Annotated in this window: 19 protein-coding genes; 12 read left to right on the forward strand and 7 right to left on the reverse strand. The window is 50.8% G+C overall.

The genetic code is table 11. From position 1 onward, the window contains the following. The 3 genes from OGV52_RS20855 to OGV52_RS20865 all read left to right on the forward strand — a co-directional run. A protein-coding gene (locus OGV52_RS20855) for an IS3 family transposase (RefSeq protein WP_287109100.1) occupies window positions 1-1,094 on the forward strand; the annotation gives its coding sequence in 2 pieces (ribosomal slippage) (window positions 1-184 and window positions 184-1,094; 1,095 coding nt annotated over the 2 pieces). This gene is flagged as partial in the annotation. 326 nt (window positions 1,095-1,420) lie between these two features. Further along, window positions 1,421-1,972 (forward strand): helix-turn-helix domain-containing protein, encoded by a 552-nt coding sequence (locus OGV52_RS20860; protein ID WP_127097544.1) that lies wholly within the window; start codon window positions 1,421-1,423, stop codon window positions 1,970-1,972. 13 nt (window positions 1,973-1,985) lie between these two features. Further along, window positions 1,986-3,260, forward strand: a complete 1,275-nt coding sequence (locus tag OGV52_RS20865) for a type II toxin-antitoxin system HipA family toxin (RefSeq protein ID WP_064144472.1) — start codon at window positions 1,986-1,988, stop codon at window positions 3,258-3,260. 839 nt (window positions 3,261-4,099) lie between these two features. Here OGV52_RS20865 and OGV52_RS20870 read toward each other — a convergent pair. Then, entirely contained in the window at window positions 4,100-4,303 is a 204-nt protein-coding gene (locus tag OGV52_RS20870) for a YfgG family protein (RefSeq protein ID WP_047416419.1), read from the reverse strand. A 350-nt stretch (window positions 4,304-4,653) separates the two neighbouring features. On the opposite strand from OGV52_RS20870, the gene OGV52_RS20875 reads away from it, so the two are divergent. Continuing rightward, window positions 4,654-6,924 (forward strand): sensor domain-containing phosphodiesterase, encoded by a 2,271-nt coding sequence (locus tag OGV52_RS20875; RefSeq protein ID WP_047501586.1) that lies wholly within the window; start codon window positions 4,654-4,656, stop codon window positions 6,922-6,924. Here OGV52_RS20875 and ppx read toward each other — a convergent pair. The 4 genes from ppx to purM all read right to left on the reverse strand — a co-directional run bounded on the left by ppx (window position 6,904) and on the right by purM (window position 12,405). After that, window positions 6,904-8,445, reverse strand: a complete 1,542-nt coding sequence (gene ppx / locus OGV52_RS20880) for an exopolyphosphatase (RefSeq protein WP_047358231.1) — start codon at window positions 8,443-8,445, stop codon at window positions 6,904-6,906. The genes OGV52_RS20875 and ppx overlap by 21 nt on opposite strands. 4 nt (window positions 8,446-8,449) lie before the next feature. Next, on the reverse strand, window positions 8,450-10,516 hold the full coding sequence (gene ppk1, locus OGV52_RS20885) for a polyphosphate kinase 1 (RefSeq protein WP_003835119.1): 2,067 nt from the start codon (window positions 10,514-10,516) through the stop codon (window positions 8,450-8,452). A gap of 210 nt (window positions 10,517-10,726) precedes the next feature. Beyond that, complete coding sequence (gene purN / locus OGV52_RS20890) at window positions 10,727-11,371, reverse strand: phosphoribosylglycinamide formyltransferase (protein WP_047501589.1); 645 nt, start codon at window positions 11,369-11,371, stop codon at window positions 10,727-10,729. Then, window positions 11,368-12,405 (reverse strand): phosphoribosylformylglycinamidine cyclo-ligase, encoded by a 1,038-nt coding sequence (gene purM / locus OGV52_RS20895; protein ID WP_019077369.1) that lies wholly within the window; start codon window positions 12,403-12,405, stop codon window positions 11,368-11,370. The genes purN and purM overlap by 4 nt, the downstream gene beginning before the upstream one ends. Before the next feature lie 295 nt (window positions 12,406-12,700). Between purM and OGV52_RS20900 the strand changes: the two genes are divergently transcribed. The 4 genes from OGV52_RS20900 (at window position 12,701) to OGV52_RS20915 (ending at window position 17,123) form a co-directional block, all read left to right on the forward strand. Then, window positions 12,701-14,131 (forward strand): 6-phospho-beta-glucosidase, encoded by a 1,431-nt coding sequence (locus OGV52_RS20900; protein WP_287109107.1) that lies wholly within the window; start codon window positions 12,701-12,703, stop codon window positions 14,129-14,131. Between the two features lie 183 nt (window positions 14,132-14,314). After that, window positions 14,315-14,941 (forward strand): uracil phosphoribosyltransferase, encoded by a 627-nt coding sequence (upp, locus tag OGV52_RS20905; protein ID WP_003835110.1) that lies wholly within the window; start codon window positions 14,315-14,317, stop codon window positions 14,939-14,941. Window positions 14,942-15,036: 95 nt separating this feature from the next. Next, complete coding sequence (gene uraA / locus OGV52_RS20910) at window positions 15,037-16,326, forward strand: uracil permease (protein ID WP_016157119.1); 1,290 nt, start codon at window positions 15,037-15,039, stop codon at window positions 16,324-16,326. Between the two features lie 95 nt (window positions 16,327-16,421). Further along, entirely contained in the window at window positions 16,422-17,123 is a 702-nt protein-coding gene (locus OGV52_RS20915) for a DnaA inactivator Hda (RefSeq protein ID WP_200049399.1), read from the forward strand. A gap of 35 nt (window positions 17,124-17,158) precedes the next feature. Here OGV52_RS20915 and arsC read toward each other — a convergent pair whose 3' ends face one another. Together arsC and bepA are read right to left on the reverse strand one after the other, a co-directional pair. Beyond that, complete coding sequence (gene arsC / locus OGV52_RS20920; protein WP_046275209.1) at window positions 17,159-17,518, reverse strand: arsenate reductase (glutaredoxin); 360 nt, start codon at window positions 17,516-17,518, stop codon at window positions 17,159-17,161. Window positions 17,519-17,605: 87 nt separating this feature from the next. After that, entirely contained in the window at window positions 17,606-19,069 is a 1,464-nt protein-coding gene (gene bepA / locus OGV52_RS20925; protein ID WP_047501595.1) for a beta-barrel assembly-enhancing protease, read from the reverse strand. Between the two features lie 225 nt (window positions 19,070-19,294). Here bepA and OGV52_RS20930 point away from each other — a divergent pair, with 225 nt between their 5' ends. The 4 genes from OGV52_RS20930 to iadA all read left to right on the forward strand — a co-directional run bounded on the left by OGV52_RS20930 (window position 19,295) and on the right by iadA (window position 22,823). Continuing rightward, complete coding sequence (locus OGV52_RS20930) at window positions 19,295-20,359, forward strand: AI-2E family transporter (RefSeq protein WP_016153975.1); 1,065 nt, start codon at window positions 19,295-19,297, stop codon at window positions 20,357-20,359. Between the two features lie 166 nt (window positions 20,360-20,525). Beyond that, a complete protein-coding gene (locus OGV52_RS20935) occupies window positions 20,526-21,185 on the forward strand; it encodes a nucleoside recognition domain-containing protein (protein WP_287109109.1) in 660 nt (219 codons plus the stop codon). A 1-nt stretch (window position 21,186) separates the two neighbouring features. Next, complete coding sequence (locus OGV52_RS20940) at window positions 21,187-21,648, forward strand: YjiG family protein (protein WP_003037948.1); 462 nt, start codon at window positions 21,187-21,189, stop codon at window positions 21,646-21,648. An 11-nt stretch (window positions 21,649-21,659) separates the two neighbouring features. Further along, window positions 21,660-22,823, forward strand: a complete 1,164-nt coding sequence (iadA, locus tag OGV52_RS20945) for a beta-aspartyl-peptidase (protein ID WP_287109111.1) — start codon at window positions 21,660-21,662, stop codon at window positions 22,821-22,823. Window positions 22,824-22,917: the final 94 nt, after the last annotated feature.

Consider the following 22,917-nt stretch of genomic DNA (forward strand, 5'->3'; position numbering starts at 1 on the left):
GTTGAGCGTGGACATTCTGTTTCCAGTGTCGCAACACGTCTCGATATCACTACCCACAGTCTTTATGCCTGGATAAAGAAATACGGGCCGGACTCTTCCACCAACAGAGAGCAGTCAGATGCTCAGGCTGAGATCCGCCGACTCCAGAAGGAGCTGAAGCGGGTTACTGACGAACGGGACATATTAAAAAAAGCCGCGGCGTACTTCGCAAAGCTGTCCGACTGAGGTACGCCTTTATCCGTGACAACTCCTGTTGTTGGCCCGTTCGTCTACTCTGCCGGGTTCTGAATGTTCATCCGAGTGGGTTTTACACCTGGCTTCAGCAGCCGCATTCACTACGGCTTCAGGCGGATCTCAGACTGACAGGACAAATCAAACAGTTCTGGCTGGAGTCCGGTTGCGTTTATGGCTATCGCAAAATCCATCTCGACCTGCGAGATAGCGGGCAACAATGTGGGATTAACCGGGTCTGGCGGCTGATGAAGCGTGCCGGGATAAAGGCTCAGGTCGGATATCGAAGCCCACGAACGCGTAAAGGTGAAGTCAGTATCGTGACACCCAACAGGCTCCAGCGACAGTTCAACCCGGAAGCTCCGGATGAACGTTGGGTAACGGACATAACTTACATCCGAACCCACGAAGGCTGGCTGTATCTGGCCGTAGTTGTTGACCTGTTCTCGCGCAAAGTTATCGGCTGGTCAATGCAACCCCGGATGACAAAAGATATTGTTCTGAATGCGCTTTTGATGGCCGTGTGGCGACGTAATCCCCAAAAACAGGTGCTGGTTCATTCTGACCAAGGTAGTCAGTACACAAGCCATGAGTGGCAGTCGTTCCTGAAATCACACGGTCTGGAGGGCAGTATGAGCCGTCGTGGTAACTGTCACGACAACGCAGTTGCAGAAAGCTTTTTCCAGCTACTGAAGCGTGAACGGATAAAGAAAAAGATCTACGGAACACGGGAAGAAGCACGCAGCGATATTTTTGATTACATCGAAATGTTTTATAACAGTAAGCGTCGGCATGGTTCGAGTGATCAGATGCCACCGACGGAATATGAAAAACAATATTATCAACGGCTCGGAAGTGTCTAGATTATCCGTGGCGATTCATATCGCTAAAAGTGGAATAGTAACTGGAGCAGTTTGTTGCTGCATCACAGATACGTTTAAACCTCATCGATTCAACAGGATAGTATACCCCTACGGAGTTGATATAACAATTACTCACAATGAGTTTCTCTCGACTAGAATTTGACTCGACATATTCATGAATGTTTTCAGTTTGGTACGGCAGTATGATGGCCACAGACTCACAAGTGAGACGGATGAAAAGCAGATTAGCCCTATTTTGCAAGGGTTACTCATTCGATGTTATAGTTATTTGTATCACAGATGAGACGCAACTGAGTGAGGTTAGTATGCCGGAAGAAAAAAACATGAGTAAGCTTCGTCGGACAAAAGGCTCGGTTGTACGCCCTTCAACCGAAGCAGCTTTGGTCAAATTGGGCAAAGACATCGAATTCGCACGTAGAGTAAGAGGAATCCCTGCTGATACGTTTGCAAAATCCGCAGGAATTTCGCGCTCTACTTTGCATAGACTTGAGAGTGGTGGTGGTGCCGGTATTTCACTCAACACGCTTGCGATGGTGCTCACCATTCTTGGAAAACTTGACCTTTTGAGTAATTTGATCGACATGCGCAATGATGACATCGGACTGTCTATGCTACGTGAAAATGTTATGCAAGGTGCAAAGCCGCTCCGTAAAGATACTAAGACGAATGTTGTGATCCGGTCCAGGGCCAAGACGATGCAACGAGCGGTAGGTACAGCGACTGTTAACAAATCGACAAAATCTGGTGTTGAAGCAAAGGCACAGGGCAATCAGGGGACGTTAGTAGTCAGCCCGTCAGGACATACATCATCGCTGCTCTCTCGCTTAAAAGCTACGCGAGACTCTTCGGGCTCGTAATTAGAGAATTTATATGAAGCAAAGACTTTATGTCTGGATGGATGATCAAGATCTGGTCGGACAGTTGGATTTCAATGTAGACGGAATGCGACAGAGCTCCGTGTTCACCTATGCGCAGAATTGGATCGATAATCCTGAGGGCTATGACCTCTCTCCTTTCATGCCGCGCAGCCAGATAGTCGCGTCGGCCAGCCTACAAGGAAATTCATCTCCTCTTGTGATGCCGATCGCCGATAGCACCCCTGATTCCTGGGGGCGCGCTATTATGCGTGCAGCGAATGGCGGTCGTGTAATGAATGATTTCGAGTACCTAATTGGGGTCGATGATTTCTTACGTTCGGGGGCACTTCGCTTTTATGAGAGCGATACGCCAGATGCGCTTCCTCTAGCTCAACCTCGGATTGGAGAAAGAGCCTATTCCATACCACGGCTCATTGAACTTGAGACTATGATTCATGAGGCTCGCGCTTTAGAAGCAGATCCGGCTCATTATCGTGAAAACCGTGCAAAGTTGCTTGCCGGACAAATACTGCTTGATGCTGCAGGTTCGTTAGGTGGAGCGCGACCAAAAGTAAATGTTCGTGAAGATGACCAGACTATCTGGATAGCGAAGTTGCCTAAGATGGGCGATGAATACGATATGGCTCGTGCAGAAGTACTTACGCTTCGTCTCGCAGGGGAAATAGGAATGACGGTTTCTGAAGCCAAGCTACTTGTCGTAGCTGGCCAATTTCCTGTGGCCTTAATTAAGCGTTTTGATCGGTCTTATGAAGATCCTAAAAACCCTCGTCGTATTCATTTTATCACGGCTCAGACTTTTATGGGCTTAGCGGGGACTGAGCCATCAAACTATGTCTCTCTAGCAGAGCAGATGCTTATACATGGTGCAGGTGATGATTTGGTCGAACTTTGGACACGAATGGCTTATTCTGTGCTGATTCAGAATACAGACGACCATCTGCGTAATCACGGTTTCATACGAACGGCCAATCGCTGGGCTCTTTCTCCCGCCTATGATATTAATCCCGACCCGTCAATTGGTGGCACCCTAAAGACCGCGATAAGCGAGATCCATGGAAACGAACTCAAAATTTTGGAGGTGTTGGACGCGGCGCAGCTCTTCAACATCAACACAGATGAAGCTCGCGAGGCTCTCAGGGTAATGGCGGAAATTATTATAGATAAATGGCGCCCTCTTGCCTACGAGTTGGGAATGACGTCGAAAGACATCAAGGCGCTTGCACCAGCCTTTGAAAGCCCGCAGGTGAAGGAAGCATTGAGTCTATAATGACCGAATTTCTGCAGCTATATTCAGTTTCGGCACTATCCGGCTATCGTTAGATTGCAGTTTCTACATCAAGGATCTACAGCCGCTTTTTATGACTCACGACAGATCATATATCATGTGTAGTAGAGGTGTGTTTGTCTGCATTGAGCTTAATGGCCGCAAAATTTTGCGTCGAATGAGACAGACTGCAACGACTAACTACTTGTAACGTCTCTGCTGACACCAATAATCAGAAACAACTATCAAAATATGGTATAAGTTATGGTATGATGATATTAAATCCCTATATTTATCTGATTTAAAATAACTTTTTTGTGTTGAATATAATTGAGTGGGAATAATATTCCTCCCGTTTAGCGGTTTCTGAACCGGTAGTATGTAAAAGCCCTCTGTTTACAGAGGGCTTTTTATTGCGCGAATTTTATCGATGCGACAGTCCTGCTCGATAGTAGGGTTAATCACACACTTAATGTCTGCGATCCATTCAACACCGCTTCTTATTTACGGAAATAATGAAAAATACTCATGGTATTACCCTGTAGAATTTAATAATGGTAACAATTCAAATAAGCATTTAATTTCATGTGAAATATGAATGTTTTAGTCAGTGATATTTTCTGGAGATATTAATTAGCGTCAATTTGAGCGCAGTGTAGTGGGATTAAAAGATTGTGTATTTGTGCGAAAAACACGGTTGATTATCCGATATATCAGCACGTGTGGGTGGGTAAGACTGCGTGAAGTTTCATCACTCAAATCCCTTACCGGATGGTTAAATGTCAGGCGATTAGCCATCCGGTAAGGAATCTTAATGCTGTGGGTATCATCGGCGCGAGCGGTCAGCGTACGTCAGTTTGTGCAGGAGATGCCTGTTGCGGCAGGGTGATCTGCTGAGATTCTTTTTTGTTCTGGTGGTGGTGCCACGCACCTATGGCGGAGTAGACGAAGCGTCCGAAGAAGAAAAGAAAGCTGATAAGCAGTACGATCCGGATCATGCGACTGTTAAATCGGTGTCGTTTGCGTAGGCTGGTAACCTGGCTCACAAAAGGTTCCTTGTAGTGTACCCAACTGAGGGCGATAGTCACATTAAGGCATACTGTGAGGGAATGGTCAATTTTTCGTTATGTAAAATTGATTCAGTTGTTTTATCTATTTATGTTATGGAAATTAATATTATTATTTGCATTAATAATGAGATAACGATAAAAAACCATGAAAAGAGTAATAATTGATTAATGAGGGACTTATTTATTGATATGTATCAAGCATCACCCTTTGCTGACAACTAGAATTGATGAGTCATTTTAATGTATTTAACTTTATCGTTTTAACGTCAGGTGGGATGCCTGTCCGAATACCCCCTGCAGGATGTGCGGGATTCTACTGAGCATCTATGAAACTCAATAAAAATTATATTGGTATTAGAGATAGATGGTGGGCGTTACCTCTCATCTTGCCTTCCTTGCTGTTGCCTATATTGAGCACTGCTAACACCTATGCCCATATTAGTACCGGGAACGTAATTCTTTTCTACCTGCCTTTAGCGCTAATGGTTAGCCTGATGTTGTTTTTCGGCTGGGCGGCATTACCAGGAATTATCATTTCCATCATCTGGTACAAATATCCGCAGGTTGGGTTATTTGAAATGCTCTCAATAATTTCGCACTTTATAGTTACGATAGTGCTTAGTTGGGGAGGGTATAAAGTTTTTGCTCCCCGGCGTAATAACGTTTCTTACGGTGACTCCCACCTGATGTTTCAGCACATGTTTTGGCAGGTTTTCTGCCCGGCAACGCTGTTTCTGCTATTCTTCCATTTCGCCGCGTTTGTGGGCGTCTATGAGAGCAAATCCGGCATGGTGGGCGTTATGCCCCTTAATACCGGCACGTTGATTAACTATCAGGCCATGCTGGCCGGGAATCTGGTTGGGGTTCCACTGTGCTACTTTATCATTCGCACGATTCGTAATCCTTTGTATATCAGAGGCTATTTATCTCAATTAAAGCAGCAGTTTGACACCAAAGTTACCAAAACAGAGTTTGCGGTCTGGCTGATTATATTGACCATACTAATGACATTGTTGTGTATGCCGTTAGATGAGCAAAGCTCGATATTTAGCACGAATTATACCTTGTCACTGCTGCTGCCCGTCATGCTATGGGGAGCAATGCGTTACGGTTATAAATTTATTTCGTTAATATGGATGCTCGTACTCATTACAGCAATTCATTATTATCAACGCTATATGCCCTGGTATTCGGGTTACGATGTGCAGCTTGCCATTACCTCATCGAGTTACCTGGTTTTCTCCTTCATCGTGAATTTTATTGCCGTACTGGCAACGCGCCAGAGAATTGTCGCCAGACATTCTCATCGTCTGGCCTTCTTTGACCCCATGGTGCATATTCCGAATTTGCGCGCTTTGAATCGGGATTTGAGAAAGGCGCCATGGTCAGTGCTTTGCTTTTTGAGTGTTCCGGGTATGGAACTGCTGGTGAAAAATTACGGCATTATGCTGCGTATCCAGTACAAGCAAAAACTTGCCCAGTGGGTAAAGCCATTGCTGAAACAAGATGAGCATGTCTATCAGTTATCGGGTAATGATTTAGTTCTGCGTTTTAACACCGAGTCGCATCAGGAGCGTATTGAAGCGCTGGACAGGCATATCAAGCAGTTTCGTTTTATCTGGGATGGCATGCCTTTACAGCCGCAGGTGGGGATTAGTTTTTGCTATGTCCGTTCTCCTGTTAACCACATCTACTTGTTACTGGGGGAGTTAAGCACCATCGCCGAGCTTTCTCTGGCGACTAATGCGCCAGAGAATTTGCAGCGCCGAGGCGTGATGCACCTGCAACGTGACCTGAAAGATAAGGTTGCGATGATGAATCGTCTGCAACTGGCGCTGGAGCACAATCGCTTTTTCCTGATGGCGCAGCCGATTTCAGGCGTGCGCGGCGATGTTTATCACGAAATTCTGCTGCGGCTAGAGGGGGATGATGGTAAAACCATCGGTCCTGACAGCTTCTTACCGGTAGCGCATGAGTTTGGATTGTCATCCAGCATCGATCTGTGGGTGATTGAAAATACGCTGAAGTTTATGGCGCAGAATCGGGAAAAAATGCCCGCCCGTCGGTTTGCTATTAACTTATCTCCCACGTCGGTATGCCGTGCCCGGCTTCCGCATGACATCAACCAGTTGCTGATTAAGTACAAAGTTGAACCGTGGCAGCTGATTTTTGAAGTAACGGAAAGCAATGCCTTAACCAATGCGGAACAGGCGCAGGCAACGTTACTGCAGCTGCAATCATTGGGCTGTCAGATTGCGATTGATGATTTTGGTACCGGATATGCCAGCTATGCGCGGCTGAAGAATGTGAATGCCGATATCCTGAAAATTGATGGCAGCTTTATTCGCAACATCGTTTCGAATAGCCTCGACTATCAAATCGTGGCCTCTATTTGCCATCTGGCGCGGATGAAAAGAATGCTGGTGGTCGCGGAGTACGTCGAAAGCGAAGAAATACGCAGTGCGGTAATTTCGCTGGGGATTGATTACATGCAGGGGTATCTGATTGGTAAACCGCAGCCGTTGCATGAAATGCTGGAAGAACAGGTGCCAGAAGAACTGGCACCTGCTGAGAGCTTATGCGGCGATATCGGGTGAACTCTCTTCTTCAATTTTGAGTCGCCAGCCGGTAACGGCTTCCCAGTATTGCTGCTCTTTTTCCAGATCGAGCAGCACCAGCGCATTCTGGCTAAACCAGTCATGCGGAAAGCGTAAGGTCCAGTGGTTGTCGTCGGTAATTAGGGTCAGCGTCGGTGGCGTGGTGGTCGCCTGTCGCTGATTATTCAGCAGCACGCCCAGGCGCAACAGCTGAATTAACGGCAGAAACTGTTTTTTCTTGAACAGCGTAAAGCGGGGCAAATCATCCAGTTTCACCGCTTTGCGATGATATCGAACCAGGGTTGCCATCATCAGCTGTTGTTCCTGATTGAAACCCGGTAAATCGCTGTTTTGGAGGATATACGCCGAGTGGCGATGTAAACCGCTGTGGTTGATGTTCAGCCCAACCTCATGCAGCATCGCCGCCCAGCGCAGCAACGCTTCCAGTTGTGGATTGGCCAGCTTTGGCTGCTGCGTATGCCACTGGTCGTACATTTGCATCGTCGTTTCCAGTACGCGCCGGGCCTGTTCGCTGTCGATGTTGTACTGGTTCGCCAGGCTGCTCGCGGTACGGCTGCGAACGTCCTGGTGGCGAAAACGACCTTCCATCTCATACAGCACGCCTTCGCGTAGTGCGCCATCAGAAAGGCGGAGTTCGCGGATAGCCAGTGCGTCAAAAACGCCGCACAGAATCGCGAGTCCTGGCACAAACACCGCTTTTCGCTCTTCAGACAGCCCCGGCAGGCTGAGCGCATCGAATGACGCATGCTTCAGCACTTCGGATCGCAGTTTGTCCAGGCGTTCGGGGGTGATAAAACCATCTTTCTCGCCCATCTCCAGCAGCACTTCGTGTGCCGCTTTAATCGTGCCCGATGCGCCCAGCGCAACGTTCCAGCCCTGAATGCGAAACTGCCAGGTTAAGGTTTCAAGCTTTTGCGCTGCCGCCATGCGCGCACGCTGGAAGTTTTCCCGACTAATAGCGCCGCCCGGGAAATACATCTGAGCAAAACTGACGCAGCCCATACGACGGCTTTCCACCAGTTTGGGCTCGAAATCTTCGCCGATCACCAGTTCTGTTGAACCACCGCCGATATCAATAACCAGCTTACGACCCTTTTCCGGCTGGGTGTGCTCCACGCCCATAAAAATCAGTCGGGCTTCTTCATTACCGGAAATAATCTCAATCGGGTAGGGGATAACTTTTTCTGCTCGCTTGAGAAAATCGGTCGCATTTAGCGCCTGACGCAAAGTATGGGTTCCCACGATGCATACACTTGATGGGGGAAAGCCCTGCAGACGTTCGGCGAACAGCGACAGGCAGCTTAATCCGCGCTCCATTGCCTCTTCGCTCAGCTTGTTATCTTCGCCGAGGCCATCCGCCAGATGAACGCGCTGTTTCAGTCGCCCGATAATCTGCATTGCGCCATCAACCACGCGGGCAATGACCATATGGAAACTGTTTGAACCAAGGTCGACCGCAGCAAATTCCTGCGGTCGTGGAGTCTTGTCGTGTATTGGCATAGCGTTAGTCAGGTTGCTCGAGTGATTTGATGTAGTCGTATATCGCCAATTGTGACTGAACCTTACGGCGGTTTCCGCGTGGTACGTAGCGATTACTGAGTTCTTTATCGATGAAGCGAGCCTTCACCGTGTCGCTGAACAGGATATCGATAATATCCAGCACACGCTGCTTAAGACGCGGGTCCAGCAGCGGTGTGGCGACTTCGATGCGATAGTCGATATTCCTGGTCATCCAGTCTGCGGAGGAGAGGTATACCTGCTTGTCGCCACCGTTTTCGAAGATATAAACCCGGTCGTGTTCAAGGTAGCGGTCAACTATGCTTATCACGCGAATATTGTCGCTAATGCCTTCCAGGTTCGGAATCAAAGAGCACATACCGCGAATCAATAAATTGACTGGCACGCCTGAGCTTGAGGCCGCATAGAGACGATCAACCAGGCCTTTATCGACCAGGTTATTCAGTTTTAGGGTGATACCGGAAGGCTGTCCTTGCTGCGCGTTGGCGATTTCTTTGTCAATCATCGCGTACAGCAAACGGCGCGAGTTCTGCGGAGAAACCAGCAGATAATCGAACGTCACCGGACGATACGGGTTCTCGATGAAGTTAAACACCCGACGAACCTCGTTGGTAATGCGTGAGTCGGCAGTAAGTAACGAATAGTCGGTATAGAGACGCGCCGTTTTTTCGTTGAAGTTCCCCGTCCCGATATGCGCATAGCGCACAACTTCATCACCTTCTTTACGCGAGATAAGGAACAATTTGGCGTGAATTTTCAGGCCCGGCGCGGAGAAGATGACGTGAACGCCTGCCTCGGTAAGACGCTTGGCCCAATGAATGTTGGCTTCTTCATCAAAGCGAGCCTGCAACTCCACCACCACGGTGACTTTCTTACCGTTGTGCGCAGCATGGATCATCGAATCAATGATGCGCGAGTCTTTGGCCACACGGTAGATGTTGATTTTTATCGCCAGCACGCTCGGGTCGAAAGAGGCCTGGCGCAACAGTTCAAGAACGTGCTCAAAAGTGTGATACGGATAATATAGCAGCACGTCGCGTTCGCGAACGGCGTCAAAGCCGTTACGAAACTTCTCGTTATCGAACCAGATATGGCGCAAACGCGGCAGCGGTTTGTTCACCAGGTTAGCTTTGCCAACGTTGGGGAAATTAATAAAGTCTTTGAAGTTATGGTAACGCCCGCCGGGAACAATCGAGTCGTAGCGAGAAATCGTCAGCTTTTCACGCAGTACCTCGACCAGCGCATTGGGCATGTCGCGCTGATAGACAAAACGTACAGGCTCTGCGGTCAGACGCTGTTTCAGGCTGGACGACATCAGCTCCATCAGGCTCGATTCCATCTCGTGCACCAAATCGTATTCGGCATCGCGAGTCATTTTCATCGAATAGGCGTTCAGCGCATCGTAATCAAAGAACCCTTTGAAAATGTCGTCAAGGCAGTAGCGTAAGATGTTGTCCAGCAGGATCATCGGTTTGCGACGGCGCGGGGTTTCCGGCGGTAGATTCACAAAACGGGGAACCTTGTCGGAAGGGATTTCCAGCAGCGCGTAGCGGATCGTATCGCCGCGGATAATTTCCACCGCCAGATAGGTGTAGTCATCTTTCAGAAACTGAACTAAATCCGTCTCGCGGTTGATCAGGATCGGTGTAATGTGCTGGCGAAGATATTGTTTGAAGTAATGGCGTAACCAGCTCTGTTGATTGACCGACAACTGACGTTCATTGATAAGGAAAATCTGGTTGCGCGCCATCTCCAGCAGCAACTCGTTGTACAGGCCGTCAAATTCCTGATCGGCTTTTAATACACGGGCCTGGATTTTACCTAACAGATGGCGGGAGTGAGAGTTTGAACCCTGTTCTTCGCTAATAATGATTCGGCGCTTCAGTTCGGCAAAACGAACCTTATAAAACTCGTCGAGATTATTGGAATAGATGCCTAAGAAACGCATCCGTTCGATCAACGGGTTTGACTTATCAGCAGCTTCCTGGAGTACACGTTCGTTGAACGCTAACCAGCTGAGTTCTTTCTCGATGTATAGCTTTTCCTGACCCATTACCACTTTTACTCCGTTTCATTCACGGGACACTACCGATTTATTATGGCGAGCATTGCTCTCAGATGTCCAACAGTGCCAGAAAAATATGACAATAAACCGTCTGATAGCAAAGAGAAAGGGGGAGCGTAGATGAATACCGGAGATGTTAACCGGAAAAGGTATTTATGCCTGTAAACCGGATGGTGAGATCCGGTTTACAGGTTGATTTTATTCTTCGTCGGCGGCGTAGCCTTGTGGCGGCAGACGAACGCCGTCCAGCCATGCTGCGTTATCACGCATCTTCAGTCGGCCATCAGTAAACCAGCTTACCACCAGCGGGTAAATGGTATGTTCCTGGGCCTGGACTCGTGCCGTGACATCATCTTCGCTGTCGCCTTCAAATACCGGAACCTTGGCCTGGAGAATAACCGGTCCGCCGTCCAGTTCATCGGTGACGAAATGGACGGAGGTGCCATGCTCTTCATCGCCGTTTTCCAGAACCTGACGGTGCGTGTGCAGGCCAGGATACTTCGGCAATAAAGACGGGTGGATATTCAGCAATCGTTCCGAATAGTGAGCAACAAACGTCGGACTTAGAATGCGCATATAACCGGCCAGCACCACGACATCGGGGGCATAAGCGTCGATCTCTTGTATCAGTTGCTGGTCGAATGCTTCGCGACTGGCAAACTGGGCGGCTTCCAGCGAGTGTGCAGGAATATTCGCTTCGCGTGCGCGCTCAAGGCCGAACGCATCGGCCTTGTTACTGAATACTGCACGTATGGTGCCATTGATTTTATTCTGTTCGCAGGCATCCATTATCGCCTGCAAATTGCTTCCGTTGCCGGAAATGAGCACCACAATGTTTTTCATTCAATGACCACACGCTGTTCGGAATCAGAAGCTTTGATGATACCGATTTTCCATGCGTTTTCACCTTTCTCATTGAGCAAAGCAAGGGCTTTGTCCACTTCAGAAGCTGGCAGGGCGATAACCATGCCTACGCCGCAGTTAAAGGTGCGATACATCTCATGCTGGCTGACGTTACCCGCCGTTTGCAGCCAGTTGAAGACGGCTGGCCACTGCCATGAAGATTCGTCGATCACAGCCTGCGTGTTGTCTGGCAGAACGCGTGGAATATTTTCCCAGAAACCACCGCCGGTCAGGTGGGCAATGGCATGCACATCAACCTTCTCAATCAGTTCCAGAATGGATTTGACATAAATGCGGGTCGGGGCCAGTAAGTGATCGGCCAGCGGCTTGCCTTCAAGCTCGGTGGTTTCCGGGTCACAACCGCTGACTTCAACAATTTTGCGCACCAGAGAGTAGCCGTTGGAGTGCGGACCGCTGGAACCGAGTGCAATCAGTACGTCGCCGTCAGCCACTTTTGAACCGTCGATGATCTCTGATTTTTCGACGACGCCAACGCAGAAGCCTGCCACGTCGTAATCTTCGCCGTGGTACATCCCCGGCATTTCAGCCGTTTCACCGCCGACAAGCGCACAGCCAGACTGCAGACAGCCTTCGGCAATACCGTTAATGACGCTGGCTGCGGTATCCACATCCAGTTTGCCGGTAGCATAGTAGTCGAGGAAAAACAGCGGCTCAGCGCCCTGAACCACGAGGTCGTTGACGCACATTGCGACGAGGTCAATGCCGATAGTGTCGTGGCGTTTCAGATCCATCGCCAGACGCAGTTTTGTGCCGACGCCATCAGTGCCGGAAACCAGTACCGGTTCACGATATTTTTGCGGCAATGCGCACAGCGCACCGAAGCCACCCAGACCACCCATAACTTCCGGACGACGAGTTTTCTTTACTACGCCTTTGATTCGATCAACCAGAGCATTACCTGCATCAATATCAACACCGGCATCTTTGTAGCTAAGAGAGGTTTTATCGGTCACTGCCTGCTTCCCCACATGTTTACTTGCAGTAAAAGTTAAATTCGGCGCAATTCTAACAGGGAAAGCAAACGTTTGCGAGCCTGCTCTGCATCAAGTTTTATGTGCTGATTTTTTCAGCATTTTACAATCATTTATCTATTTGTTTGAACTGCGCCACGAAAATGAAACCGGGTACAGTCTTGTGCTTGAAACCTGTCTGCTGAATACACAGTATCGTACTGAAACCGGTTTCTGTTTTCTGTTGCGGACCTCATCAACAGCGTTTTGCACAGAGTAATCACGAGAGGGGAAGGGTATGTCAGGATTTAAAGCAGATTTCATGTGGGGTGGTGCCGTAGCCGCTCATCAACTGGAAGGTGGCTGGCAGGAAGGTGGAAAAGGAATTAGCGTTGCCGATGTCATGACGGCGGGGGCGCATGGCGTGGCGCGTGAAATCACTGACGGTGTGATTGCCGGTAAAAACTACCCTAACCACGACGCCATCGATTTTTATCACCGCTATAAAGACGACATTAAGCTGTTTGCCGAAATGGGGTTTAAATGTTTTCGTACTTCGATTGCCTGGACGCGTATTTTCCCCTTAGGCGACGAAGCGCAACCCAATGAGGCTGGCCTGCAGTTCTATGATGACCTGTTTGACGAATGCCTGAAATATGGCATTGAACCGGTGATTACGTTGTCGCATTTCGAGATGCCATACCATCTGGTGACGCAATATGGCGGCTGGCGTAACCGTAAGCTTATCGATTTCTTTGTCCGTTTTGCCGCAGTGGTTTTTACCCGTTACCAGCACAAAGTGAAGTACTGGATGACGTTTAATGAAATTAACAACCAGGCAAATTATCACGAAGACTTCGCGCCTTTTACTAACTCTGGCCTGAAATATCAGCCCGGTGAAGACCGCGAGCCGGTTATGTACCAGGCGGCGCACTATGAACTGGTGGCAAGCGCGCTGGCGGTAAAGGCTGCGCGTGAGATTAACCCGGCATTGCAGATAGGGTGCATGATTGCCATGTGTCCTATCTATCCACTGACCTGCGCGCCGGACGATATGATGATGGCGATGAACGCCATGCACCGGCGTTACTGGTTTACCGATGTCCATGTGCGCGGCAAATACCCACGGCATCTTCTCAACTACTTTACCCGGCGTGGCTTTGATCTTGATATCACTGAGGAAGACCGTCAGGCGCTGACTGAGGGTTGTGTCGATTACATCGGCTTTAGCTACTATATGTCTTTCGCAACGCAGTCCACGGCAGACAACCCACAGCTGGACTACGACGAGTCGAAAAATCTGGTTTCCAACCCGTACGTGCATAAATCGGACTGGGGCTGGCAGATTGATCCCGTCGGTCTGCGCTATTCGCTGAACTGGTTCTGGGATCATTACCAACTGCCGCTGTTTATCGTCGAAAACGGCTTTGGTGCGATTGACGTGCAGCAGGCCGACGGCTCGGTAGATGATTCCTATCGTATTGACTATATGGCCGCACATATCAGCGAAATGAAAAAAGCGGTAGTGGAAGATGGCGTGGACCTGATGGGCTATACCCCGTGGGGCTGTATTGATTTAGTCTCGGCCGGGACGGGGGAGATGAAAAAACGCTACGGCTTTATCTATGTTGATAAAAATAATGACGGAAGCGGAACGTTAGCACGCTCGCCGAAGAAATCTTTTTCATGGTATCAAAACGTTATCCAGACCAATGCTGAATATCTATAAAATTCATAGTATTGACAGCCAGCCCCGCCAATAATGCGGGGCTTGTTTTATACTCATCATCCAGACGCAAACGACTTTGGTTGATCCATATCAAGCGTATCCAGTGTTGCGCCAGAGACGAAAAGCGGTATAATCCGGCGATTTTTTTTGTGGTTGCCACTCGTCTGAGGAAAGGAGAAGAGTATGAAGATCGTGGAAGTCAAACACCCACTCGTCAAACACAAGCTGGGACTGATGCGTGAAAACGACATCAGCACTAAACGCTTTCGTGAACTCGCCTCGGAAGTTGGCAGCCTGCTGACTTATGAAGCAACCGCTGGTCTGGAAACCGAAAAGGTGACCATTGAAGGCTGGAACGGTCCGGTTGAAGTTGACCAAATCAAAGGTAAAAAAATCACCGTTGTGCCAATCCTGCGTGCGGGCCTGGGCATGATGGAAGGCGTACTGGAAAACGTTCCGAGCGCGCGTATCAGCGTGGTTGGTATGTACCGTAACGAAGAAACGCTGGAGCCGGTTCCGTACTTCCAGAAGCTGGTATCTAACATCGATGAGCGTATGGCGCTGATCGTTGACCCGATGCTGGCAACCGGCGGTTCCGTTATCGCCACCATCGATCTGCTGAAAAATGCAGGCTGCACCAGCATTAAAGTGCTGGTCCTGGTTGCGGCACCGGAAGGTATCGCGGCACTGGAAAAAGCGCACCCGGATGTTGAGCTGTACACGGCCTCCATCGATCAGGGGTTGAACGAGCACGGATACATTATTCCGGGGCTCGGCGATGCCGGCGATAAGATTTTTGGTACCAAGTAAACGAATAAGTGAAAAGAAGCCGACTTTAAGAGTCGGCTTTTTTTTGAATATAACAACCCAAGGCTAATAACAAACAACACTCAGAGGAAAACACTATGACGCGCCGTGCTATCGGGGTGAGTGAAAGACCGCCGCTTTTACAGACAATCCCGCTTAGTTTGCAGCACCTGTTCGCCATGTTTGGCGCAACGGTACTGGTGCCAGTCCTGTTCCACATCAACCCGGCTACCGTTCTGCTGTTTAACGGCATTGGTACGTTGCTGTATCTCTTTATCTGTAAAGGTAAAATTCCTGCGTATCTGGGTTCCAGCTTCGCATTTATTTCCCCAGTACTGCTGTTGCTGCCGTTAGGGTATGAAGTGGCGCTGGGTGGTTTCATTATGTGCGGCGTTCTGTTCTGCCTGGTTTCTTTCATCGTTAAGAAAGCAGGAACCGGCTGGCTGGATGTCATGTTCCCTCCTGCGGCGATGGGCGCAATCGTTGCCGTCATCGGTCTGGAGCTGGCTGGCGTCGCTGCGGGCATGGCGGGGTTACTGCCAGCAGAGGGACAATTACCGGATTCAAAAACCATCATCATCTCAATGGTGACGCTGGCGGTTACGGTATTTGGCTCTGTACTGTTCCGCGGTTTTATGGCGATTATCCCGATTCTGATTGGGGTGCTGGCCGGCTACGCGCTCTCCTTCGTGATGGGGGTCGTGGACACCACGCCGATTGCGCAGGCCCACTGGTTTGCTCTGCCAACGTTCTACACGCCGCGCTTTGAATGGGTTGCCATTCTGACCATCCTGCCGGCGGCGCTGGTGGTCATCGCTGAACACGTTGGACACCTGGTGGTAACGGCGAATATCGTGAAAAAAGATTTGATTCGCGATCCTGGCCTGCATCGTTCTATGTTTGCCAACGGCCTGTCTACGGTTATCTCTGGTTTCTTCGGCTCTACGCCGAACACCACGTACGGCGAAAACATTGGCGTAATGGCGATTACCCGTGTTTACAGTACCTGGGTTATCGGCGGCGCGGCAATTTTTGCCATTCTGCTCTCCTGTGTGGGCAAACTGGCTGCGGCGATCCAAATCATTCCACTGCCGGTCATGGGTGGCGTATCGCTGCTGCTGTACGGCGTGATTGGTGCTTCTGGTATTCGCGTACTGATCGAGTCAAAAGTTGACTACAACAAAGCGCAAAACCTGATCCTGACCTCGGTTATTTTGATCATCGGCGTGAGTGGTGCGAAAGTTCACATTGGCGCTGCTGAGCTGAAAGGCATGGCGCTGGCGACCATTGTTGGCGTTTGTCTGAGCCTGATTTTCAAAGTTATCAGCCTGCTGCGTCCGGAAGAAGTCGTGCTTGACGCGGAAGATGCCGACAGTCCGCAACAGTAAATCTCTTACCGGGTGGCGATGCTGCCCGGTTCTATCACGACGTATTTCTGTGTTAAACTCAACGCGATTTTATGAAATCCTGGGTTGAGGTATCTCTGAACACACCGGCACAGCTCTCTTTGCCACTTTATCTTCCTGACGACGAAACTTTCGCAAGTTTCTGGCCGGGGGATAACTCCTCTTTACTGGCTGCACTGCAAAACGTGCTGCGTCAGGACCATAGCGGGTATATTTATCTCTGGTCGCGTGAAGGCGCTGGCCGTAGTCATTTGCTGCATGCAGCTTGTGCGGAACTGTCCGCGCGCGGCGATGCGGTAGGCTATGTGCCGCTCGACAAGCGTACCTGGTTCGTCCCCGAGGTGCTCGACGGTATGGAGCATTTATCGCTGGTATGCATCGATAACATCGAATGTGTGGCCGGGGATTCGCTGTGGGAAATGGCGATCTTTGATCTCTACAACCGCATCCTGGAGTCGGGGAAAACGCGTCTGCTGATCACAGGCGATCGCCCGCCAAGGCAGCTGAATCTGGGGTTGCCGGATCTCGCCTCGCGCCTGGACTGGGGACAAATCTACAAGCTGCAGCCGCTTTCCGATGAAGATAAGCTGCAGGCGTTGCAATTACGCGCCAGACTTCGTGGGTTTGAACTGCCGGAAGATGTGGGACGCTTCCTGCTCAAGCGTCTGGATCGAGAAATGCGTACGCTGTTTATGACGTTGGATCAGCTTGATCATGCATCGATCACCGCCCAGCGTAAGCTGACCATTCCATTCGTAAAAGAGATACTGAAGCTGTAAGCGCCGCAGCCGAAGAGACTGCGGCAGGTTTCAGGTTAACCGATGATTTCCAGTACCTGCTCCGGCGGGCGTCCAATTCTCGCCTGGCCTTTGGCAACCACAATCGGGCGCTCCATCAATTTCGGGTTTTCCACCATTGCCTGAATCAGCGCATCTTCACTCAGATTTACGTCCGCCAGATTAAGTGACTTATAGAGATCTTCTTTCTGGCGCATCAGCTCGCGCGCGCTGGACATGCCCAGCATCTGCAGCAATTCACGCAGGGTTGTGGCGTCAGCCGGGGTTTCCAGATACAACACCACTTCCGGGTCCACACCGTTAGACTTCAGTAACTCCAGCGTTTCACGGCTCTTGGAGCAGCGTGGGTTATGGTAGATTTTAATCGCGTCTGACATGACTTCTCCTTGCATAACAATCCTGCCGGATGGCGACCAAAAGACCTTATCTGGCCTACATATCGCCATCCGGCAAGGGTTCGATAATTACATTTTCGTATACGGTTTAAAGCGCTCTTGCAGTTGGCGTAGCTGGTCGATACGGGCATCGTATCTGGCCTGCTGCTGGCTACCCAGCTTGACCTGTGAGCTTGCGCTGCTGAGCATCGAAATCGCCTGATCCAGACGTCCTGCGAGGGCATACCCTTCCGCGCGGGCCGCCAGTTCCTGATCGCGGTTGTTCAGGTTGGCTTCCGTTTGCGCTAACAGATCCCAGCCGTTAGGGTCGTTCTTATGGTTAAACGTATAGCGATTCAGGATGGTCGCCGCCTCTTTGGCTTGCCCGGCCTGTAAATACGCATTTGCCAGGTTGAGCTGCAGTACCGGGTTGGTGCGCAGGTCGCGGGCGTTTTTCAACCGATTAATGGCATCGCTGGTTTTCTTCTGGCCGAGATCGATATCCGTTGCCAGGTCGAGATACCAGGCATTGTTAGCATCTGCCGCCAGCAGCGGTTGCAGTGCTTTACGTGCCTCGTCATATTTACTGGCCTCCATTGCCTGCAATGCCCGGCCATACTGCGCCGCACGTTGCTCACGTATGTTGCCTTTCGACCAGTTACTCAGCAGGTCATCGGTCAGCTGGTTGCGACCAGAGTTGTACATGCCTAAGGTGCGTGCCTTGGCCAGATAAAAATCTTCTGAAGACTGGACGACAGCCGGACGCATTTGGTTGGCGCGGTTACGGGCATCCGACAGACGGCTTTCTGGCAGGGGGTGAGTCAGCAAAATTTCTGGTGGACGCGAAGAGTAACGGGCCTGATCGAGCAATTTTTCCAGAAACGTCGGCATGGCCTGGGGATCGAATCCCGAGCGTTGCAGTACCTGAATACCGATGCGGTCTGCTTCCTGTTCGTTTTGCTGCGTAAAGCTAATCATCCCCTGGCGTGTACCCGCCAGCGTACCGGTCAGCGCCGCCATACCCGCCTGCGGGCTGGCCATCGCCAATAAAATTGACCCTAACGCACCCACCCACGTTAGCGGCGCGCTGCGTTTCTGGTCTTCCATTGCACGCGCCAGGTGACGCTGCGTAACGTGGGAAATTTCGTGCGCCATAACCGATGCCAGTTGGCTTTCGTTATCGGAATAGCGGAACAGTGCGGAGTGCAAAACAACGTTGCCGCCAAAGAAAGCAAAGGCGTTGATTTCATCGTTGTTAATCAAAAAGAAGGTGAAGGGCGTTTTTACCGAGTCGGCGTGCGAGACCAGACGCATCCCCAGCGCATTAATGTATTGCGTCAGCAACGGATCGTTAATTAATGGCGCACTGCCGCGCAGCTGGCGTACATAATAATCGCCCATCTGCATTTCCTGTCCTATGGAAAGCGTACTCCCTGCCGAGGTTCCCATATCAGGCAGGGTGTCCGCGGTTTCTGCAAATGCGGGCGCAACCTGACCGATGGTCAGTGCAGCAATGAGGGTAGCAACCAGGTTTTTTTTCAACTGCCTGAACATAACCTCTGTCCTGTATTCTTTTTTGAGATAGCCATTTGACCAATGCCGTGAAGTATCGTTCACACTCCGCAAGCTTAGGGAGTGTAACTGCGAAACCTGACGATGAACACCCAGGAAAATGTCTTTTCACTTTGCGTAATCCGCTATAAAAAGCGAAGTCTTTTTTGTGACATTTCGATACAATTCGGGATCGCAATCCCGCTATTGGATTCATGGAAGGGTTTTATGCTCGAAATGTTGATGCAATGGTATCGCCGCCGCTTTAGCGACCCCGAAGCCATCGCCTTGCTGATTATTCTGGTTGCCGGTTTTGGCATCCTGTTCTTTTTTAGCGGTCTTCTGGCGCCGCTGCTGGTCGCCATTGTGCTGGCGTACCTGCTCGAATGGCCGACAGTACGGCTGGAACATATTGGTTGTTCACGGCGTTGGGCGACATCAATTGTGTTGGTGGTGTTTGTCGGTATTTTGCTGCTGATGGCGTTTGTGGTAATGCCCGTTGCGTGGCAACAGGGGATCTACCTGATCCGCGATATGCCCGGCATGCTCAATAAATTGTCTGATTTTGCCGCCACCTTACCGCGGCGTTATCCGGCGCTGATGGATGCGGGCATTATTGATGCGATGGCGGAGAATATGCGCTCGCGAATGCTCACCATGGGCGATTCGGTGGTGAAATATTCGCTGGCTTCACTGGTCGGATTGCTGACGCTGGCGGTGTATCTGATTCTCGTCCCGTTGATGGTGTTCTTCCTGATCAAAGATAAAGGACAAATGCTGAACGCTGTGCGTCGGGTGCTGCCGCGTAATCGCGGACTGGCGGGGCAGGTGTGGAAAGAGATGAACCAGCAAATCACCAACTATATCCGCGGCAAGGTGCTGGAAATGGTGGTGGTCGGCGTGGCGACCTGGCTCGGCTTCCTGCTGTTTGGCCTCAACTATTCGCTGCTGCTGGCGGTGCTGGTAGGCTTCTCCGTACTGATCCCGTATATCGGCGCTTTCGTGGTCACTATTCCGGTGGTCGGTGTGGCATTGTTCCAGTTCGGGCTTGGCACCGAGTTCTGGAGCTGTTTTGCCGTATACCTGATAATCCAGGCGCTGGACGGTAATTTGCTGGTGCCGGTGCTGTTCTCCGAGGCGGTAAATCTGCATCCGCTGGTGATTATTCTCTCAGTAGTGATATTCGGCGGCCTGTGGGGATTCTGGGGCGTATTCTTTGCGATTCCTCTGGCGACGTTAATCAAAGCGGTAATGCATGCCTGGCCGGATGGTCAGGTCGTTGATGAACCCTAATCTGTTTGCTCCGGCGATGCAATGTCGCCGGAGCCGAACTTGTCTGACCTCTATCCACACATTCTGAATAATCTCCTCTGGTGTCGTTTTTCTCTGCGTTTGTCTTTAACTTGACCCGCGTGATGTCTTTAAGTCACGCAAGGAATAAGGCCAACAGGAGAACAAAATGGGTCACAACACACACACGCAGCAGAAGGTGGGATGGGGCGGTTATCTCGCTTTTTTTATTACGATTATTCTTTTTTCCGGCATGTTTGCGAAAAGTACCGAATGGTGGCGAGTCTTTGATTTCACCGTTCTCAACGGTGCGTTTGGGCAGATTAATGCGGCGGGGGACACGGCGGTCTCTTTTCGCGGCACGGGCGGTATGGGCGCAAAAGACGGCTTCTTATTCGCGCTTGAGCTGGCGCCTTCCGTCATTCTTTCACTCGGGATAATTTCCGTCACCGAAGGGCTGGGAGGGTTGCGTGCGGCACAGCAACTGATGACGCCAGTCCTGCGCCCGTTACTCGGTATTCCGGGTATTTGTTCGCTGGCGCTGATTGCGAATTTGCAAAATACCGATGCTGCGGCAGGGATGACTAAAGAAATGGCGGAAGAGGGCATTATCACTGAACAGGAACGTGTCATTTTTGCCTGCTGGCAAACCAGCGGCAGTGCGTGTATTACCAACTATTTTTCCTCGGGTGCTGCGCTGTTTACGATGGTTACCGTCCCGGTGATTACGCCGCTGGCGGTGATCCTTGTCTTCAAATTTGTGGGTGCGAACCTGCTGCGTTTGTGGATTGCGCAGCTGGAAAATCGCCGTACGCAGCAGGAGGCGTGAGATGACAACGCAAGTACGTAAAAACGTCATGGATATGTTTATCGATGGCGCACGGCGCGGATTCACTATTGCAACAACCAGCCTGTTGCCTAACGTGGTAATGGCGTTTGTGATTATTCAGGCGCTGAAGGTGACGGGACTGCTCGAGATTGTCGGGCGGGTATGTGAGCCGGTAATGGCGCTGTGGGGACTGCCGGGGGAATCTGCTACCGTACTGCTGGCGGCAGTGATGAGTATGGGAGGCGGCGTCGGTGTTTGCGCCAGCCTGGTTGTCGCCGGTACGCTTTCGGGACATGATGCTACGGTGCTGTTACCGGCTATCTACCTGATGGGCAATCCGGTGCAAAATGTGGGACGCTGTCTGGGTACCGCGGGGGTCCATCCCCGTTATTACCCGCTTATTATTGCGGTATGCGTAATTAATGCGCTGCTCTCTATTTGGGTTATGCAGGTTATTGCCTGACAAGGAAGGTTATGAACTGTTCCATTCTTAATTTGACGTTGTTCCAGCAGGGACACGTGTACGCGCCGGAAGATTTAGGGCGCCAGGATATACTGGTGTCTGACAGCAAAATTGTTGCCATCGCGCCGTCGATTTCCCCTGACGATTTTCCTGGCTGCGAGTGTATCAATCTTAACGGTGCGATTGTGTGCCCAGGATTTATCGATCAACACGTCCATCTGATTGGCGGCGGCGGAGAAGCAGGGCCGCACACCCGCACGCCGGAAGTGCGCTTGTCGCGGCTGGTTGAAGCTGGTGTCACCTCGGTGGTGGGATTACTGGGGACAGATGGTATTACCCGTCACCCTGAATCGCTGCTGGCGAAAACCCGCGCGCTGGAATTTGAAGGCATCAGCGCATGGATGCTGACCGGGGCGTATTCTCTGCCTTCTCCGACCATCACCGGCAGTATCGATCGCGATGTGGCGCTGATCGATAAAATCATTGGCGTGAAATGTGCTGTTTCGGACCATCGTTCTTCAGCCCCGGACACCTCGGCGCTGGCAAACATGGCGGCGCAGTCGCGCGTTGGCGGATTGTTAGGGCGCAAGCCGGGGATTAGCGTCTTCCATATGGGCGACAGCCCGCGCATGCTGGAGCCGTTGTACCAGATCCTCGACAGTTGCGATGTACCGATTACCAAGCTGCTGCCCACACACGTCAATCGTGCGGAACTGCTGTTTCAGTCGGCGCTGGAGTATGCCCGCAAAGGCGGTTATATCGACATTACCAGCAGCATTGATGAACCCGTCGACCCGGCCACGGCTATCGCCACGGCGCTACGCCAGAACGTGCCGCTGTCGCGTATTACCTTGAGTTCAGACGGCAACGGTAGCCAGCCGGAATTTGATGACTACGGTAATCTTACCGGCATCGGTGTCGCAGGCTTTGAATCACTGGCTGAAACAGTGCGCCAGTTGGTGAAGGTTCATGCCATACCGCTGGAACTGGCGCTGTGTCCGCTGACGCGAACGGTCGCAGAATTTTTGGGACTGGAACATAAAGGGCGTCTGGCGGTAGGATGCGATGCCGACATTTTGGTGCTCAATGATGCGCTTGAAGTTCATCATCTGTGGGCGAAGGGCAAAGCCGTCGTCAGAGAGAAAAAAGCCTGTGTAAAAGGGACGTTTGAATAAACGACGTTGATGCCGGATGGCGGCGTAAACGCCTTATCCGGCTACGGAGTTATGCGGATGGTGGCCTGATAAGACGCGTGGCGTCACCATCAGG

This window comes from Citrobacter sp. Cb041, from assembly GCF_030336655.1.
Classification (GTDB): Bacteria; Pseudomonadota; Gammaproteobacteria; order Enterobacterales; family Enterobacteriaceae; genus Citrobacter; species Citrobacter braakii.